Annotated in this window: 15 protein-coding genes and 1 pseudogene; 14 read left to right on the top strand and 2 right to left on the bottom strand. The window is 42.7% G+C overall.

Translation table 11 applies throughout. The annotated features are described in order from the left end of the window. The first annotated feature begins 4 nt into the window (after positions 1–4). From KP713_RS05810 to KP713_RS05755, 12 genes and pseudogenes are all read left to right on the top strand, one after another. The gene (locus tag KP713_RS05810; protein ID WP_215770103.1) at positions 5–1537 is read left to right on the top strand and encodes a DHA2 family efflux MFS transporter permease subunit; all 1533 of its coding nucleotides are present in this window, start codon (positions 5–7) and stop codon (positions 1535–1537) included. A gap of 125 nt (positions 1538–1662) precedes the next feature. Beyond that, positions 1663–3954, top strand: coding sequence for a CRISPR-associated helicase Cas3' (gene cas3, locus KP713_RS05805; RefSeq protein WP_215770102.1), 2292 nt, complete (start codon positions 1663–1665; stop codon positions 3952–3954). 85 nt (positions 3955–4039) lie between these two features. Next, a complete protein-coding gene (locus KP713_RS05800) occupies positions 4040–5869 on the top strand; it encodes a DUF262 domain-containing protein (protein ID WP_215770101.1) in 1830 nt (609 codons plus the stop codon). Between the two features lie 150 nt (positions 5870–6019). Then, positions 6020–6695, top strand: a pseudogene (gene cas5c / locus KP713_RS05795) (type I-C CRISPR-associated protein Cas5c). Further along, on the top strand, positions 6692–8470 hold the full coding sequence (cas8c, locus tag KP713_RS05790) for a type I-C CRISPR-associated protein Cas8c/Csd1 (RefSeq protein ID WP_215770100.1): 1779 nt from the start codon (positions 6692–6694) through the stop codon (positions 8468–8470). The pseudogene cas5c and the gene cas8c overlap by 4 nt, the downstream one beginning before the upstream one ends. 11 nt (positions 8471–8481) lie before the next feature. Continuing rightward, positions 8482–9354 (top strand): type I-C CRISPR-associated protein Cas7/Csd2, encoded by an 873-nt coding sequence (gene cas7c, locus KP713_RS05785; RefSeq protein WP_215770099.1) that lies wholly within the window; start codon positions 8482–8484, stop codon positions 9352–9354. Between the two features lie 14 nt (positions 9355–9368). Continuing rightward, positions 9369–10025 (top strand): CRISPR-associated protein Cas4, encoded by a 657-nt coding sequence (cas4, locus tag KP713_RS05780; RefSeq protein WP_215770132.1) that lies wholly within the window; start codon positions 9369–9371, stop codon positions 10023–10025. Positions 10026–10050: 25 nt separating this feature from the next. Continuing rightward, positions 10051–10314 carry a hypothetical protein gene (locus KP713_RS05775; RefSeq protein ID WP_010129881.1) on the top strand — a complete coding sequence of 88 codons (264 nt, stop codon included), beginning with the start codon at positions 10051–10053 and terminating at the stop codon, positions 10312–10314. Positions 10315–10317: 3 nt separating this feature from the next. Beyond that, the gene (locus KP713_RS05770; RefSeq protein WP_215770098.1) at positions 10318–11259 is read left to right on the top strand and encodes an LPO_1073/Vpar_1526 family protein; all 942 of its coding nucleotides are present in this window, start codon (positions 10318–10320) and stop codon (positions 11257–11259) included. A gap of 291 nt (positions 11260–11550) precedes the next feature. Next, positions 11551–12564, top strand: coding sequence for a type I-C CRISPR-associated endonuclease Cas1c (cas1c, locus tag KP713_RS05765; RefSeq protein ID WP_215770097.1), 1014 nt, complete (start codon positions 11551–11553; stop codon positions 12562–12564). A 3-nt stretch (positions 12565–12567) separates the two neighbouring features. After that, positions 12568–12861, top strand: coding sequence for a CRISPR-associated endonuclease Cas2 (gene cas2, locus KP713_RS05760; RefSeq protein ID WP_215770096.1), 294 nt, complete (start codon positions 12568–12570; stop codon positions 12859–12861). A gap of 665 nt (positions 12862–13526) precedes the next feature. Further along, positions 13527–13787: a hypothetical protein gene (locus KP713_RS05755; RefSeq protein WP_252346309.1), complete on the top strand. Its 261-nt coding sequence runs from the start codon at positions 13527–13529 to the stop codon at positions 13785–13787. A 445-nt stretch (positions 13788–14232) separates the two neighbouring features. Here KP713_RS05755 and ligA read toward each other — a convergent pair whose 3' ends face one another. Then, positions 14233–16251 carry an NAD-dependent DNA ligase LigA gene (gene ligA / locus KP713_RS05750; RefSeq protein ID WP_215770095.1) on the bottom strand — a complete coding sequence of 673 codons (2019 nt, stop codon included), beginning with the start codon at positions 16249–16251 and terminating at the stop codon, positions 14233–14235. A 110-nt stretch (positions 16252–16361) separates the two neighbouring features. Continuing rightward, complete coding sequence (gene zipA / locus KP713_RS05745) at positions 16362–17348, bottom strand: cell division protein ZipA (RefSeq protein ID WP_215770094.1); 987 nt, start codon at positions 17346–17348, stop codon at positions 16362–16364. 151 nt (positions 17349–17499) lie between these two features. On the opposite strand from zipA, the gene cysZ reads away from it, so the two are divergent. Both cysZ and cysK read left to right on the top strand, forming a co-directional pair. Continuing rightward, positions 17500–18318 carry a sulfate transporter CysZ gene (gene cysZ / locus KP713_RS05740; protein ID WP_215770093.1) on the top strand — a complete coding sequence of 273 codons (819 nt, stop codon included), beginning with the start codon at positions 17500–17502 and terminating at the stop codon, positions 18316–18318. Positions 18319–18417: 99 nt separating this feature from the next. Continuing rightward, a complete protein-coding gene (gene cysK, locus KP713_RS05735; protein ID WP_215770092.1) occupies positions 18418–19368 on the top strand; it encodes a cysteine synthase A in 951 nt (316 codons plus the stop codon). Positions 19369–19514: the final 146 nt, after the last annotated feature.

Here is a 19514-nt window from a genome sequence, read left to right as displayed (position 1 = left end):
CGTTATGGACAATTCGGTAAAAAAATTCCCACCTATTCAAGGTGGTGCCCTGATTTTATTGACGCTGGCTTTATCTCTCGCCACCTTTATGCAGGTATTAGATTCTACCATTGCAAATGTGGCGATTCCTACTATTGCGGGCGATCTTGGTGCATCTTTTAGTCAAGGTACGTGGGTAATTACTTCTTTTGGTGTGGCAAATGCGATTTCTATTCCAATAACAGGTTGGTTAGCAAAACGTTTTGGCGAAGTGCGGTTATTTTTAGTTTCAACTTTTTTATTCGTTGTCTCTTCTTGGCTCTGTGGGATTGCAGATAGTCTTGAGGCATTAATTATTTTTCGTGTCATTCAAGGTGCTGTCGCAGGCCCGGTGATCCCTCTTTCGCAAAGTTTATTATTAAATAATTATCCACCAGAAAAACGCGGAATGGCATTGGCGTTTTGGTCAATGACTATTGTGGTTGCGCCTATTTTTGGCCCAATTTTAGGCGGATGGATTAGCGATAATATCCATTGGGGATGGATATTCTTTATTAATGTTCCGATTGGTTTGCTAGTTGTGCTAATCAGTTGGAAAATTTTGGGTAGCCGAGAAAGTGAAATTGTTCATCAACCTATTGATAAAGTCGGTTTAATTTTACTTGTCTTAGGCGTGGGATGTTTGCAATTAATGCTTGATCAGGGCCGTGAGCAAGATTGGTTTAATTCTAATGAAATCATTATATTAGCTGTTGTTGCTGCGGTTTGTCTGATTGCATTAATTATTTGGGAACTAACAGATGACAATCCTGTGGTAGATATTTCCCTTTTCCATTCTCGTAATTTTAGCGTAGGGTGTTTATGTACTAGTTTAGCCTTTTTGATTTATCTAGGTTCTGTGGTATTAATTCCGCTCTTGCTGCAACAAGTCTTCCATTATACTGCGACGTGGGCAGGGCTTGCGGCTTCCCCAGTTGGATTATTCCCAATTTTGCTTTCACCGATTATTGGGCGTTTCGGTTATAAGATCGATATGCGAGTTTTAGTGACAATAAGTTTTATTGTATATGCAATAACATTTTATTGGCGAGCGGTGACTTTCGAGCCATCAATGACTTTTGCTGATGTGGCTTTACCACAATTAGTGCAAGGTTTGGCTGTGGCCTGTTTCTTTATGCCACTTACCACAATAACGTTATCTGGTTTGCCTGCGCATAGAATGGCTTCAGCCTCTAGCTTATTTAACTTCTTGAGAACTTTAGCGGGTTCTGTCGGAACGTCTTTGACCACATTTATGTGGTATAACCGTGAAGCTGTTCACCATACTCAATTAACAGAACACATTAATCCTTATAACCCAATTTCCCAAAGTTTTTACCATCAAATGAATCAATTTGGTTTAAGTGATACCCAAACTTCAGCTTACCTCGCTCAACAAATAACATCTCAAGGATTTATTATTGGCGCAAATGAAATATTTTGGCTATCAGCTATGGGATTCTTAGGATTGTTTATTGTAATTTGGTTTGCAAAACCACCATTTGGCGGGCGTCATTAGTATCATATTATTCCAAATTTGAATGATTTAACCTCAAAATGTATCAATGTAAACATTGTTGAATTAAAAGAGGATTAGGAGTAGATTAGGTTAAATAATAATCATAAATATAAAGGATTATTTTTATGCCTGCTAAGCCTTTGTACTACGCCCATTCTGCGCAAGATGAACTTGGTAATCTCTTGCCTTACGAACATTGGCAAACCTTGCAAGGCCATTTGGTAAATGTTGGGGAAATGGCGGCGGAGTTTGCTTGGGTATTTGGGGCGCAGGAAATTGCCTGCCAGACGGGACAGCTTCATGACTTAGGGAAATATTCAGAAGCCTTTAATCAACGATTGCATGGCGGTCCTTCAGTTGATCATGCTACCGCCGGAGCCAAGGTTGCTGTCGAGCATTGGGGAGGTGTTATCGGCAAGCTGATGGCGTTTTGCATTGCAGGGCATCATGCGGGGCTTGCAAATGGTAATGGCGAAGGCGATAACCGCCGCACGTTAAAGCAGCGTTTGGCGTTGCAATTTGGTGCAGATATTCCCGCCCTCGATAACCTGTGGCAACAAGAAATCAAACTCCCTCAAAACCTTTCCGCACCGCCACTCAAAGCCGACGCACATCATCCTTTTTTCTCCTACGCCTTCTTCACACGAATGCTCTATTCTTGCTTGGTGGATGCTGATTATCTCGACACCGAAGCCTTTTATTTAAACCTAGAAAACAAAGACAGTGAGCGCGGCGGTTATCCTGATTTAAACGCCTTGCAACACAATTTCAATCAATTTATCAACGCTTTCAGACGACGTATCGCCCAAGATCCAGCGCAAACCGAAGCCGAAAAACGTAATGCCGCCTTAAACCGCCTGCGCAGCGAAATTCTCGATTACGCCGTAGAACAAGCGGCACAACCGCAAGGGCTGTTTACGCTCACCGTGCCGACCGGAGGCGGTAAAACCTTCACTTCCATGGCATTTGCGTTTGAACACGCCAAACGGCACGGAATGCAGCGCGTCATTTACGTCATCCCGTTCACCAGCATAATTGAACAAAATGCCGCCGAATTCCGCAAAGCCTTTGGTGAATTGGGCGAACAAGCTGTGTTGGAACACCACAGCACCTTCGACGACGGCAAATTACAAGGCGACGCCACCAAAGACAAACTGCGCCTTGCCTCGGAAAACTGGGACGCGCCGATTGTCGTGACCACCGCCGTGCAATTCTTCGAATCCCTCTTTGCCGACGGCTCCTCGCGCTGCCGCAAGCTGCACAACATCGCAGGCTCCGTCATCATCCTCGACGAAGCGCAAATGCTGCCGCTCAATCTTTTACTGCCCATCATACAAGCCATCAAAGAATTGGCGCAAAACTATCATTGTTCTGTCGTCATGTGCACCGCTACCCAGCCAGCCGTGCAAGCCGAAAACGGCTTCTATCGCGGCTTTGAAAACGTGCGCGAAATAGCCCCAAAACCGACCGCACTTTTCGACAAACTGTGCCGCACTACCGTGCAACACATCGGCACACAAACCGACGCCGACCTGCTCGCCAAACTTGCCGAACACCCGCAAATGCTCGTCATCGTCAACAATCGCCGCCACGCCCGCAGCCTGTACGACCAAGCCAAACACCTTGACGGCACGTTCCACCTGACCACCTTAATGTGCGCCAAACACCGTAGCCAAAAGCTCGATGAGATCCGAGGTCATCTGAAAAACGGCGAACCCTGTCGTGTTATTGCCACCTCCTTAATCGAAGCTGGCGTTGATGTGGATTTTCCGCTGGTGATGCGCGCCGAAGCAGGTTTAGACAGCGTTGCCCAAGCCGCAGGACGCTGTAACCGCGAAGGAAAAAGGCCGTCTGAAAACAGCTTTGTCTGGATATTCGCGCCCGAAGAACAATGGAAAGCCCCGACCGAACTTGCCGCCCAAGCCGCCGTTATGCGCCTGACCGCCGACAGCTTTTCAGACGATCTCTTATCCACCCAAGCTGTCGCCGCCTATTTCGCCGAGCTTTATCAATTAAAAGGCAGCGAACTGGACAATAAAAAAATCCTGAAAATGCACAACGATACAGGGCAAAGCCTTGATTTCCCATTCCAAACCATCGCCGACCAATTCCGCATGATCGAAAGCCATATGCAGCCGCTGATTATTCCGTTCGATGGAGAGGCCGAAAATCTCATCAGCAGCCTGCACCACGCCGACCACATCGGCGGACTCTTACGCAAACTGCAACCCTACACCGTCCAAATTCCCGAAAAAGCCCTCGCCGCTTTGTATAAAGCAGGGCGTATCGAACCGATTAACGAGAAAAACTTTGGCAAACAGTTTTATACGCTGATTGGGTTGGATTTGTATGATGATGTGGCGGGGTTGAGTTGGGAGGATAATGTTTTTATCAAAGCTGAAAATTCAGTATTTTGATTAAAGCAAGATGATAAAATAAGTATAAATCAGTATGGTTTAATGCTCGTTTTATATATTTATTAACTTAACTAAAGGAAACAACATGGATATTTCTCCAGACAAACAAAATATAGATAAAGTTTTTAGTAATACTCAATACTATATTGATTTTTATCAACGAGAATATAAGTGGACAAAAGAACCTGTAAAGCGGTTGTTAGATGATATTTTTTATAAATTTAATGAAGTCTATCAACAGAATAGTAGTTTGCCCCCTGACGAACAGGTTATCGATAGTAAATATCCTTGGTATTACTTGAATACCTATGTAACCAATACAATAGATGGACGTGTTTATGTTGTAGATGGACAGCAAAGGCTAACCACTTTAACTTTAATATTGTTAAATTTGCATCATAGGGCTGCTGCCTATGACAGCGAATTGTCTGATTGGGTAAAAAATAAAATATTTGGACAATCAGGCTATAAAAAAACTTTTTGGATGAGGCATGAAGCTCATTTGGCAACGTTGGAAGCATTGTTTAAAGAAAAGATTGATGACGCGCCAATAGATAGCGGATTAACAGCCGATAATATGGTTAAGAACTATAAGGAAATCAAATCTTGGTTAGATCAGAATATAAAAGAAAAACATCAATTAGAAACATTTATATTTTATTTTTTACGTCGCTTGGTGTTGATTAATTTATCTGTAGAACAGACAGACGTTCCCATGGTATTTGAAGTCATTAATGACCGTGGGGTACGTTTAAAGCCTTATGAAATTCTAAAAGGTAAACTGCTTGGGCAAATTGATAAGATTATATTGGATAAAAAACAATATAACCAACTTTGGGAAGATAAAACGCGTGCAATTAATAAGTTATCTGATGATGAAACCGATCGTTTTTTCCGTTTTTATCTAAAAGCTCGTTTTAGCCAAAGCCGTAGTGATGCCAAGCGTTATGATGGTGATTATCATCGATTAATGTTTTCAACTGAATTTCAACAAAATTTGAAACTTGATCATAATCCGCAAGGGGTTATGGATTTCTTAGATGAAGATTTTACTTATTATGCTGATTTGTATGTGAAATTATCAACTCATCTTAAAAAAGATGAGGTAGGTGGATTTGCGTTTAATCGTTTAAATGATATTGATGGTGTGCTTTTGTTAGGGCTATCTGCCTGTAAGATTAATGATGAAAAAGAAGAGGAGAAGATTAAGAAAATTGCACTAGAAACAGATAGATTGTTTTCTTTGTTGCAACTTCAGAGCGTTTACGAAAGTAATAACTTCCAAGAGGCACTACATCGAATTGCTGCAACTATTCGCAATGCTGATAACGACGAAATTATCCGTTGTGCGTTTGATAAAGAGTTAAAAGACGCATTAAAAGATAAAACAACATCTGATGAATCAATGATCTATTCCTTGTTTAAAACAACAGGAGATAATTTAAATACTCGTTTTAAACGCTATTTCTTTGCGCGGGTAGAAGGTTTTCTTGCTGAACAATTTGATGTCAAAATGCGACATACTTATGAAGATTTAGTTACAAAAACAGGCGCGAAAAATGGATTTCATATTGAACACATCCTATCTCGAAATGAAGAAAGTCAAAAACATTTTGAAGATGAAGATACTTTCCTTGTGGAGCGAAATAGACTAGGTGGAATTTTGTTATTAAAAGGAAAAGACAATATTTCTAGTAGCAATGAAATCTATCAGCAAAAATTAAAAACTTATTCAGGGACTTTGCTTTGGAACGAAACATTGAGAGAGGATTTTTACAAGTCAAATCTTGATGTGGAACGGTTTAAGAAGGAACATAAGTTGGATGGATTGAAGGCAATTAATGAATTTGATGCAAAAGCACTAGAAGAACGCCATATTTTGCTGTTTAAAATTGCCAAAATGATTTGGGCTTAGTTGAAAATATTCCATCAAGAAGCAAAAGTGCGGTCATTTTCCCCAACGTTTTCAAAACGTCGTCTAAATCCGCACTTCCCAACCAAACAAAGAAAATCCAGCTATCCGAAATTTTCGAATAACTGCCGATGACAACAAAAGGAGAACCAAATGAACCAAATCCGCCTACACATTTGGGGCGATTATGCCTGTTTTACCCGTCCGGAGATGAAGGTGGAGCGGGTGTCTTATGATGTCATCACGCCGTCGGCGGCGCGCGGGATTTTGGCGGCGGTGCATTGGAAGCCGGCGATTCGCTGGGTGATTGACCGGATTTATGTGTTGAAGCCGATTCGGTTTGAATCGGTGCGGCGCAATGAGTTGGGCGGCAAGATTTCGGCGGGCAAGGTCAGCGGCGCGATGAAGCGTAAGAGCGTTGCCGATTTATATACGCTGATTGAAGACGACCGCCAGCAGCGCGCGGCGACGGTGCTTAAAGATGTGGCTTATGTGATTGAAGCCCATGCGGTGCTGACGGCAAAAGCGGGGGCGGATGAGACCGTTACCAAGCATATTGAGATGTTCGAACGTCGTGCAAAAAAAAGGGCAATGCTTTCAGCAGCCTTGTTTGGGCGTGCGTGAATTCCCTGCCGATTTTGCCTTGATTGACGAGGGCGAGCCGCTGCCGCCGTCGGCATTATTGGAAAGCGAGGGAACCCGAGATTTAGGCTGGATGCTGCACGACATTGATTTTGACCACGGCAACACGCCACATTTTTTTCGTGCACAAATAAAAGACGGCGTGATTGATGTGCCGCCGTTTTACGCCGAGGAGGTGAAAGCATGATTCTTGCATCCCTTGCCCACTATTACCGCCGTTTGGCAGCGGAAAAAGATGAAATGGGCAACCCAAAAGTGCCGCCTTATGGCTTTAGCGAGGAGAAAATCGGCTGGATTTTGGTGTTGGATAAAGAAGGTCGTCTGAAAACCGTTGTACCGAATCTGACTGCTGATAAAAAGCCGCAGCCGAAGCTGATGAGCGTGCCTCGCCCTGAAAAACGCACGTCGGGTATCAAACCGAATTTTTTGTGGGACAAAACCGCCTACGCGCTTGGCGTGGAAGCCAATAAAAACAAAGCCGAAGCCAAAGAAAAACCGTTTACGTCGTCTGAAAAAACCTTCGAAGCCTTCAAGCAATACCATCTTGATTTACTGCAAAACAGCGACGATGAAGGCTTGCAAGCCTTGTGCCGTTTTCTGCAAAACTGGCAGCCTGCACATTTTACTGCCGAAAACCTGCCTGCCGAAATGCTGGATGCCAACATCGCATTTTCTCTTGAAAAACCGACCGCACTTATCCATAAACGCGAAGCCGCACAAACCTTGTGGGCAGGCTGCCTGAAAAGCGACGAAGCACTCGAGGGTTTGTGCCTGATTAGTGGCGATACAGCCCCGATTGCGCGGCTGCATCCGGCGATTAAAGGCGTATTTGGCGGGCAAAGTTCCGGCGGTTCGATTATTTCGTTTAACAAAGAAGCTTTTGCTTCGTTCGGTAAAGAGCAAGGCGCAAATGCGCCCGTTTCCGAACAATCCGCCTTTGCCTACACCACTGCGCTGAACTATCTGTTGCGCCGCGAAAATAATCACTGCCTGACCATCGGCGACGCCAGCACGGTCTTTTGGGCGGAAGCGGACGATAACGCCACGGCGCAGGCTGCCGAAGGCTTTTTCGCGCACGTGTTCACGCCGCCGGATGATGAACAAGAAAGCGCCAAAGTTTTCAATGTGTTGGAACAAATCGGCAAAGGTCGTCCGCTGCAAGAAATTGCGCCCGAACTCTCTCCCAATACCCGTTTTTATATCTTAGGGCTTGCCCCCAATGCCGCACGGATTTCTGTTCGGTTTTGGCTGGACACCACCTTTGGGCAGTTGGCGGAAAATTTGGCGCAACATTGGCAAGATTTAGCCCTTGAGCCTTGCGCATGGAAAACACCGCCGTCTATTTGGCGACTCTTATTGCAAACTGCCGTATTGGGCAAAAGCGAAAATATCTCACCTGTATTGGCAGGCGAAATGACCCGCGCCGTGATTTGCGGCACGCCGTATCCCTTGAGTTTGCTGTCGCAACTGATTACCCGAATCCGCGCCGACGGCGACGTGAACGGCCTGCGCGTGGCAATGATGAAAGCCGTATTAGAGCGGCGTTTTAGAAAAGGTTTTATCGAAGAAGGAGTTCCTATGAGTTTGAACAATGAAAGCCCGAATCGCGCTTATCTTTTAGGGCGGCTGTTTGCCGTGTTGGAGCGTATTCAATATCAGGCGTTGGGTGAATTAAATGCCGGCATTGCCGACCGCTATTACGGTTCTGCCTCCGCCGTGCCGTTTTCCATTTTTCCGCGCCTTTTGTCGGGTGCAAAACACCATTTGTCGCGCTTGCGTAAAGACAAAGCCGGTATTGCGGTGAATTTGGATAAAGATTTGGGCGAAATCATTGCCAAACTGCCCGAGACCTTTCCGCGCCATTTGAGCATTGACGAGCAAGGTCGATTCGCCATCGGCTATTACCATCAAAAACAAACCTATTTTGCTAAAAAAGAAACCGCTGAAACTATTGAAAACTAAGGAGCCAGAAAATGTCTGCTATTCAAAACCGCTATGAATTTGTTTACTTTTTTGATGTCACCAACGGCAACCCCAACGGCGATCCTGATGCGGGCAATATGCCGCGTCTTGACCCTGAATCCAGCAAAGGTTTGGTAACCGATGTCTGCCTGAAACGCAAAATCCGTAATTTTGTAGAAATCAGCAGCGAAAACGAAGCCGGTTACGAAATCTACGTCAAAGAAAAAAGCGTGTTAAACCTACAAAACAAACGCGCTTATGAAGCTTTAGGGATTGAACCAAATACTAAAGAAAAAAAATTGCCCAAAGACGAGGCCAAAGCCCGCGATATTACCGCATGGATGTGCAAAAACTTCTTCGATATCCGCACCTTCGGCGCCGTGATGACCACCGAAGTCAACAGCGGACAAGTGCGTGGCCCGGTACAACTGGCGTTTGCCCAATCCATCGACCCGATTGTGCCGCTGGAAGTTTCCATCACCCGCATGGCCGTGACCAACGAAAAAGACTTGGAAAAAGAACGCACCATGGGCCGCAAGCATATCGTCCCCTACGCGCTCTACCGCGTACATGGCTTCATCTCCGCCAACCTTGCCGCCAAAACCGGTTTTTCAGACGACGACTTAGCCAAACTCTGGCAAGCTCTGCAACTGATGTTTGAACACGACCGCTCCGCTGCCCGTGGCGAAATGGCGGCGCGCAAATTGATTGTTTTCAAACACGACAGCGCGCTCGGCAGCCAGCCTGCACATAAATTGTTTGACGCCGTAAAAGTCGAACGCGTAAACGGTGAATCAGGTACGCCCGCAAGCTGTTTTGGCGATTACAACATCAGCGTGGTTTCAGACGATCTGAATGGCGTGAGCGTGGAAGAATATTTGTAAAAATGTCTGAAAAGATGACCGCTTGTATCGCAGAAGCGGAAAAGGAAAATCAGGACAAGCGCCTGATTCCCCTTTCTGCCTTGCAACACTACGCCTTCTGCCCGCGCCAATGCGCCTTAATTCACAACGAGCAGGCGTGGGCGGAGAACTATTTGACGGCGCAAGGCAAAGCGTTACATGAGCGGGTGGATTCGGGCGAGCCGGAAACGCGCAAGGGCGTGCGCTTTGAGCGGACGGTGCATGTGTCAGCGGAGAAACTGGGCATCAGCGGCGTGTTGGATTTGGTGGAAGTGGAAACGAAAACAGGCCGTCTGAAACCCGTGGAATACAAACGCGGCAAGCCCAAACCCGACCCGATGGACGAAATCCAGCTTTGCGCCCAAGGTTTGTGTTTGGAAGAAATGACGGGGCAAACCGTCTCTGAGGGCGCGCTATGGTATATGCAAACCCGCCACCGCGTCCCCATCGTGTTTTCAGACGACCTGCGCACCCAAACCCTCGCCACCATCACCGCCGTGCACAAACTCTTGGGCAGTGGACTAACCCCGCCGCCCGACTACGCCAAACGCTGCAAAGCCTGTTCGTTAGTGGAGATTTGCCAGCCGGAGTTGCTGGGAAAACGGGATAGGAGTGTGGGGTATGTAGAGGGGTTGTTTGGTAAATGCTTTTGATTTATTAGTATTTTTAGGAGAATATATGAAAATATTTTTCGTTATTGTTTGGTTGCTTTTGGCTTTTATTACAAATATTTTTGATAAGTCTTTTCTGGGATTGAATCCTAATAGCTGGTCCATGATATTTGGTGCTTTGTCGTTATTATTTGGAGCTAGTTACATGAGAGATAGATTTGTTAAAAATAATATAAGTGCTAATTTAAATGGAGATAATATACAAAATATTCAAAATTCTGGAAAAATTAACGGCAACATAAATATTAATCAAATAAACAAAAAGGATTGAAAAATGGTTTTTAGAAAAAATTTAACATTATCTCAGGGTGAAAATTCTGTATCTTTACAAAATCAAGGAGACATCACTGGTAATATAAATATTGGGCTTTCATTTTCTGAAATTCAAAATCTATTTGAGAAACTATTTTCTGCTAAGTTACCTAGCTTGATAGAAGATGCAAGATCTGAATCATATAAAGCCATTGCAGATTTCGCATTTAAATTCCATGAAAAGCTAAATTCAACTGTCGATGAGGTTGTAAGTGGTCGCATTGATGAAGAAATGGAGAAAAGATTTGCTTCTTCTGAAGTACAAAGTTTAATTAGTGAAATGGTTAACCAAGTTGGGACAAAAAATGATATTTCATTAAATGAGGTATTAGCAAATTTGTTAATGGATAAGCTAAGTAGTAATAATGATGACTATTTGATCAATCAAGCCATATCATATTTAAAATACTTAAACAAGGATCAGGTGTTTTTCTTGTGTTTCATCAAATATCTTAGAGACGTTCCTTATGTTTCAGTTCACTATGGCAAGAACCAATTCAATAGTGATATTCTTGATGTTTATCAAATGATTAGAGATAATGTTGATTCGCTAGAGTCTCAAGCTGATTTAATACAAAAGGCAAAAGATATTTACAAAAGGTATATAAATAATATTTCGAAATTCTTTATGGAAAATATTTCTTCTCCTGTAAATATTGATTTACTTACTTTGAATAATATGGTTTTTTCTGATAAATCTTATACGATGAATACCTTACAACTTTTGGGTAATGGTTTAGGGGTGAATGATTATAATAACGAAAATATAAAGACTGACTTCCCAGATTTTATTAAGTTTATTGAATTTATGAAAATAGATGTTTCTGAACTTGATGAGTTAATTAAGCCATTAACTCCATTTGGGAAATGTATTGCGAAAAATTGCAATATAAAAATTGATTAAAAATCGTAGTGTGTATTTGGGCATGTATATTGATGGATTATTTGCTTTTTATTTCAAGCTATCTACAGGTCTGATTTTTTAGACAGCCTAAATTGACAAGCCGGTTCAAAATAAAACTGCAGTCTGCGTAGGTCGGATACTTGTATCCGACAACTGTTTGATATTTATATGATTTGAAATTGTTGCGATAATTTTGAAAATGTCGGATTCAAGGATCTGACCTACTGTTTTTCAGGTAGCCTACCCCTGTTAAACGCCCCAAAAAGTGCGTTCAAAACTCAAGGAGTCCACATGCGCAAACTGCAAAACACGCTCTATATCACCACCCAAGGCAGCTATCTGCATAAGGAGCGTGAGACGCTGGTGGTGGATCAGGAGCGTAAGAAAGTGGCGCAGTTGCCGGTGCATTCCATCGGGCATATTTTCTGCTTTGGCAATGTGCTGGTGTCGCCGTTTTTACTGGGATTTTGCGGTGAAAATAATGTGAATTTGGCGTTTTTTACCGAAAACGGACGTTTCTTGGGACGGCTTCAGGGGCGGCAGAGCGGCAATGTGCTGTTGCGTCGGGTGCAGTATCGGGTGTCGGAGCAAAATCCTGTACCGATTGCGCGCAATATCATTGCGGCGAAGATTCAGGCAAGTAAGCGGGTGCTTCAGCGGCAGATTCGCAATTACGGCGAGAATGTGGCGATTCAAAGTGCGGTCGATTCTTTAAATATTTCGCAGCGGCAGTTGAAGGGCGCGGCGGAGCTGGACATGGTGCGCGGCATTGAAGGCGATGCGGCGGCGCGTTATTTCGGCGTGTTCGGGCAGCTTTTGAGCGAAAAAAGCGGCTTTACTTTTGACGGGCGCAACCGCCGTCCGCCTAGAGACGGGGTGAACGCGCTGTTGTCGTTTGTGTACAGTCTGTTGGGCAAGGACATCAGCGGCGCGCTGCAAGGCGTGGGGCTGGATCCGCAGGTGGGTTTTCTACACGCCGACCGACCGGGGCGCGACAGTTTGGCGCAGGATATTTTGGAAGAATTCCGCGCGTGGTGGGCGGACAGGTTGGTGTTGTCGCTGATTAACCGTGGGCAAATCAAACCGCAGGATTTCGTTACCGAGGCGAGCGGCGCGGTGAGTCTGAAAGCCGAGGCGCGTAAGCTGTTGTTCCAAGCCTTGCAGGCGAAAAAGCAGGAGAAAATCGTACATCCATTTTTAGGCGAAGAAGTGGAAATCGGGCTGCTGCCGTATATTCAAGCAATGCTGTTGGCGCGGCACTTGCGCGGGGATTTGGCGGAATATCCGCCGTTTTTGATGAGATAAACCATGTTAATGCTGATTACTTATGATATTTCTTTTGATGACACAAACGGGCAAGCGCGATTGCGCCGTATCGCAAAACATTGCTTAGATTACGGCGTGCGGGCGCAATATTCGGTCTTTGAATGCGATGTCACGCCTGACCAGTGGGTCATGTTGAAAAACAAACTGTTGGAAACCTACGACCCCACATGTGACAGTTTGCGTTTTTACCATTTGGGTAGTAAGTGGCGTAATAAAGTGGAGCATAATGGGGCAAAACCGGCAGTAGATGTATTTAAAGACGTGCTTGTCATTTAGTTCGCTAACCTGTTGTTCTCATTAAAACCCTGATGGGATAGCGATCTTTGTTTTCTTTAACAATTTGGATAAGTTAATCTATTTGTATAACGGCGGTACGGCCGTTATACTGACCAAACTCCTTATCATAAAATCCGTTAGCGAAATACAGTGTTTAATACGCTGATTTTTCTTGCTTTTTTATATAGGGAGCAGCCGCCTTCGGGCGGCTGTGTGTTGAAACTACAAAACCCTCAATAAATTAGACTGGACGCAATAGCAGCCGCCTTCGGGCGGCTGTGTGTTGAAACATGGAAGCTGTAAAAATTGATACATCATAACGTGAGCAGCCGCCTCCGCGCGGGTGTGTGTTGAAACAAAATGGGCGGTTACATGACCGAACTATTAAAAAAGCAGTCGCCTCCGCGCGGCTGTGTGTTGAAACAACAAAATCTTAAACCCAATGTATTCAGTAATTGCGCAGCCGCTTTCGGGCGGCTGTGTGTTGAAACAGCGATGAGCCTTATCCCCCGTAGGGCGAATGAACGCGGCCACCTTCGGGTGGCTGTGTGTTGAAACAGCATTAAGTACTGAGCAGTACAACTGTGCGCAAGCTGAAAAGCAAAGGGAAGATGAAATTAAAAAAATCAACTCTAACTTTAAATATGAAATCAAGTAGGTAAATTATGGAAAATTTAATTAGATTATCTTTATTGGCTTTATTCTCTATTACTCTCTTTGCTTGTAATGAAGAAAGTAAGGAAATGACGGTTTATGATTATCTTGTGAATAAACCTTTGCTAGATAGTGATATGCAGAATTGTATTAGTGGAAAAGAAAATAATGTGCATAAGTGCGATATAGTAAAATCTGCTTACAACAGATATAACTTCTTTGAAGAAGGTCTTTATTCAGAAAAAGACTTAAAAGAATTAGGCAAAAAATAACTAATAAAAAGGGGATTGTATGGGTGTTTTTACTTATGTAGATAATGCTGTGTCTACTGTATTAAGCAGCCGCCTTCGGGCGGCTGTGTATTGAAACACTGCAGTGCTTATGTCATTTGTATTGCTACGCCGCAGCCGCCTTCGCGCAGCTGCGTGTTGAAACATCATCAGCGGAATAGTTGGTTTAATCACTTTGAGCAGTCGTCTTCGCGCGGCTGTGTGTTGAAACTTCTTCAGCCTTCGCTTCTTCCGTTGTACGTTGGTAGCCACCTTCGGGTGGCTGTGTGTTGAAACTAGCTGAAACTCAAACTCTCCTTATCGCCAACATCGCAGCCGCCTCCGTGCAACTGTGTATTTAAGTGAGGATAAATTAACATCTAAATACAAAAGAGCGGTCAAAATATAATGATTTTTGGCCGCTCTTGTTCATACGATTTTAATTCAACTAATTTAAAAGATTAACCTGCTCTAAAAACTCGTCTTCTGTTAATACTGTAATATTTAGTTCTTGTGCTTTGGCTAGTTTAGATCCAGCTGCGTCACCCGCGATGACAAAGTCCGTTTTGCTGGAAACTGAGCCACTTACTTTTGCGCCTAGCTGTTGTAGTAATGCTTTTGCCTCGTTGCGCCCCATTTGAGTGAGGGTGCCAGTTAGTACGACGGTTTTATCTTTGAATAAGTTTTCACTGGCTTCTTTTACTTCCACGGTTTCCCAATGTACGCCTTGTGCGATTAAATCCTCAACGACGGCAACATTATGCGCTTCACGCCAGAATACAAAAATTCTGTTTGCCACGACTTCACCTACATCAGGTACTTGTTGAAGTTGGTCAAGATCAGCCGCTTTAAGGGCATCTAAAGTTTTGAAGTGATTAGCAAGGTTCAATGCAGTGGCTTCACCTACTTCACGTATTCCTAAAGCAAAAATAAAGCGAGCAAGAGTCGTGCTTTTGGCTTTCTCAAGACTATTTAGAGCGTTTTCTGCAGATTTTGCGCCCATTCTTTCTAAGCGTGTGAGTGTAGTTAAATCAAGTTTAAATAAGTCCGCAGGTGTATGAATCAGTTCTCGATCGACTAATTGTTCTATTAATTTTCCGCCTATACCATCAATATCCATTGCTTTACGAGACACGAAATGTTTTAAAGCCTCTTTTCGTTGTGCAGCACAGAATAATCCTCCCGTACAGCGAGCTACTGCTTCGCCTTCAATACGAATAATTTGAGAATCGCACACTGGGCAGTTTGTTGGGAAAATGATTGGTTTAGCATTATCAGGGCGACGTTCATGTAGTACACCGATGATTTGTGGGATTACATCGCCTGCTCGGCGAATGACAACAGTATCGCCAATAGCAATATTTAAGCGTTCAATTTCATCACCATTGTGTAAGGTGGCATTGCTTACTGTAACACCTGCAACAAATACGGGTTCTAATTTAGCGACTGGTGTGATTGCACCCGTTCGGCCAACTTGGAATTCAACATCATTCAACACCGTTAATTCCTCTTGGGCGGGGAATTTATAAGCAATCGCCCAACGAGGAGCTTTAGAAATAAATCCTAGTTCATTTTGTAAAGCAATATCATTGATTTTTAATACCGTTCCATCAATGTCATAACCCAGCGAGCTTCGTTTATTCTGAATATCTCGGTAAAAATCTAAAACTTCATTCGTACCATTACATAAACGAATTTCTGGATTCACTGGAATACCTATAGATTTTAGCCATTGCAAACGAGCATAATGAGTGCTTGGCAGTTCAACGCCTTCAGCAATCCCAATACCATAAGCATTTAATACCAATGGGCGTTTACTTGTAATATTAGGATCAAGTTGACGCAAAGAGCCTGCCGCAGCATTACGAGGGTTAGCAAAAGTTTTTTCACCATGTTCTAGTGCATATTCATTTAAACGCTCAAATCCTGCGTGTGGCATAAAAACTTCTCCTCGCACTTCTAAACGTGCTGGAGGATTGTCTGTTAGAAGTTGTAATGGAATATTACGAATAGTACGGATATTTGCTGTAATATCTTCGCCTGTGGTGCCATCGCCACGAGTGGCAGCTTGGGTGAGAATGCCATTTACATACAAAATACTCACCGCCAAACCATCAAGTTTAGGTTCGCAACAAAAGGTAAGCGGTTTAGGCAATACGATTAAACGATCTTCAATGCGTTTTACAAAGGCATTGAATTCTTCATCGGAAAAAGCATTATCTAAAGAGAGCATGGGAATTTCATGACGAATTTGGCTAAACCCAGAAAGTGGTTTTGCACCAACACGTTGAGTTGGGGAATCTGAAGTAAGAAATTCAGGATGTTCTAGCTCTAACGCTTTTAGCTGATGAAAGAGGCGATCATATTCGCTATCAGGCACGGTAGGATTATCTAGAACATGATATTCGTATTCATATTGGCGCAAGGTTTTGCGTAGATTGTCTATTTGAGTTTGAATATTTGTCATAAAATTCTCAGGGAAAAATGACCGCATTTTTTGCTTGTTTAGAGTGAAAATAGACAGGCATAAAGCCTGTCTCAATAAAGATAAAAGTGCGGTAAATTTAAGGTATGAATTTACACGCGAGCAAGATATGTTTGCTCTGCATTTTCATCAAAGATTTCTTGTTCTTCAGTAAGCACAATGCCTTGTAAATCTTCAGCTAATGTATGCGCTGCGCGAATCATCATTCGTAAATTAGCGAGATTATTACCTGGTGATGGTAGTTGCATAAAGAATACGATTCCCATTGTGCTAAAATCTACTAAGTTGTAAGCATCAAATGTTCCAGGCTGTTCTAAATTTGCCACGCTAAATAGAACTGGACTTGCCACACTTAAATCTAAGTGGCGGTGATACATTTCATCCTCACCCAAGATAAAGCCTAAGTTTTCAAGTGCTTGTACTAATTTCGCACCATTGAATTGGTCACTAGATTTTGGAATAAGATAAAGTTGAATATAACCACTTGTTTGTTTAGGTTTAGCTGTCTTTTCTGATTTTGGTTCATTAAAAGATACGTTGTAGTCCACTTGACGTTCTTCGTGAGCTAATTCCGCAAGTTGCGCTCTTAATTCTGGTGATGACGAATTAATTCCATCGAAACTAGCATTTTGGCTTTGTTCTTCAATTTGTTCCAATGTCATATTCGCAACGCTATTTGATGTCGGCATATCATATTGTGGTTGAGTCGGCTTTAACGGCTCAGAACGATGATTTCCCATATCATAAACAGGTTGAACATTTGGAATTGAAATCTTAATGTCATCGACGCTTTTTTCACTTTGTCTATAATCAACAGGTTCTTGATTCACAGCTGCATTAGGCATGACTTGATGACGGATTGGAGCATTTGCTTGCGCTGTAGTAACGTGAGACAAATTAGCATTTGTTGGTATCGTATCTTCTTGAGGATGTGATCTTTGCACATGAGAAGTGCGGTCAAATTTATTGGCTTTATCAAAATATTTTGATTTCTCACGACGATTTGACCATAATCCGTGCACGATTAAGGCAACAAGTGCCAAAATGCCCACAATAATCAAAATTGTATTTAAATCCATCTTTATTCCTTACGCGTGCTAGTCCTGCGAGAATGCTATTAATGGCGCTAATCCTACCATATTTCAGTAGGTGAAAAAATACTTCAATGCGTGGAATTTTAAGGGAAAGAGCGGTCTGTTTTAGGCGTATTTTTATTGAAAGGAAAGAAAAATGTTGAACCCCAATGAATTAAAATCTGGTTTCCATTATTTTGTAATGGGCTGGCATTACATCACACAAAAAGGTTTGCGTCGGTTTGTTATTATTCCAATTTTACTCAATACCGTTTTGCTTTGTGGTTTATTTTGGCTTTTTATTAGCCAAATCACCAGTGCGATTGATTGGGTGATGAATTTTATTCCAGACTGGCTTAGTTTTCTCAGTGTAATTTTGTTAACCCTGTCCATTTTAACAATTTTATTACTCTTTTATTTTACTTTCACCACGCTTTCTGGCTTTATTGCCGCACCTTTTAATGGCTTGTTAGCGGAAAAAGTAGAAAAAATGCTGACAGGTGAAAATATTAATGATGATAGTCTTGTGGATGTAATGAGAGATGTGCCTCGTATGCTTGATCGAGAATGGCAAAAATTACGTTATAGCCTACCAAAAATTATCGCCTTGTTTTTACTGAGTTTTGTTCCTTTGGTTGGGCAAACCATCGTGCCTGTACTTACTTTCTTGTTCACTTGTTGGATGATGGCAATTCAATATTGTGATTATCCTTTTGATAATCACAAGGTCTCTTTTGATATCATGAAAAATGCGCTTGGCAATCAACGAACTCAAAGTTTAACTTTTGGTGGATTAGTGACTTGTTGCACATTTGTGCCTGTGATTAATTTATTAATTATGCCTGTTGCAGTATGTAGTGCGACGGTGATGTGGGTGGAAAATTATCGTAATGACTTACGTTTTAATATGAATAGCGATTCTTCATCTCAAGCAGGGCTTGAGGTTCATTCAGAAAATACAGGGATTGTTAAATAGCTTACGGTTATAAAATAGATCAAATAACTATTTTTTTAATCTAAAGTGCGGTGCTATAAATAAACCAATATTAACAAAGCCTAACGAAAGGGAAATATTATGACAATTTATGCAGATAACTCTTATTCTATCGGAAATACGCCACTTGTGCGTTTAAAACACTTTGGTCACAATGGCAATGTGGTGGTGAAAATTGAGGGGCGTAACCCAAGCTACAGCGTAAAATGCCGTATTGGAGCGAATATGGTGTGGCAAGCAGAAAAAGATGGCACGCTCACGAAAGGAAAAGAAATTGTAGATGCAACGAGCGGTAACACCGGTATTGCTTTGGCTTATGTTGCAGCAGCTAGAGGTTATAAAATCACGCTCACCATGCCGGAAACAATGAGTCTTGAAAGAAAACGCTTATTGCGCGGATTGGGTGTGAATTTGGTGCTTACTGAAGGCACAAAAGGAATGAAAGGCGCGATTGCGAAAGCGGAAGAAATTGTTGCGTCTGATCCAAACCGCTATGTCATGCTTAAACAATTTGAAAATCCAGCCAACCCACAAATTCATCGAGAAACTACAGGGCCTGAAATTTGGAAAGATACGGATGGAAAAGTCGATGTTGTTGTCGCTGGCGTAGGAACAGGCGGTACGATTACGGGTATTTCTCGTGCGATTAAATTAGATTTTGGTAAACAAATCACTTCTGTTGCGGTTGAGCCAGTGGAATCTCCCGTCATTACTCAAACTTTAGCGGGCGAAGAAGCAAAACCAGGCCCACACAAAATTCAAGGCATCGGTGCTGGTTTTATTCCAAAAAATTTAGATTTATCTATTATTGATCGTGTAGAAACCGTTGATAGTGATACTGCACTTGCCACAGCTCGTCGCTTAATGGCGGAAGAAGGCATTCTTGCAGGTATTTCATCTGGTGCAGCTGTCGCGGCTGCAGATCGCATTGCTAAATTACCAGAATTTAAAGATAAATTAGTTGTGGCTATTTTACCTTCGGCATCAGAACGTTATTTAAGTACCGCATTATTTGAGGGAATTGAGGGATAGGTTATATTACAGGTAAAGTGCGGTAAAATTTTGCTGCACTTTTAATGTTCTTCTTATAACTAAAAAATCTAACTCATTACATAATCGTCTTGTTTTTCCATTAGCTAGACTTTTATAATCAAGCTAATTCAAATACTATATAAGGA

The sequence above is a fragment of the Haemophilus sp. SZY H36 genome, assembly GCF_018829625.1.
Taxonomy (GTDB): domain Bacteria; phylum Pseudomonadota; class Gammaproteobacteria; order Enterobacterales; family Pasteurellaceae; genus Haemophilus; species Haemophilus haemolyticus_K.
This window is presented reverse-complemented; position numbering and strand designations above follow the sequence as displayed.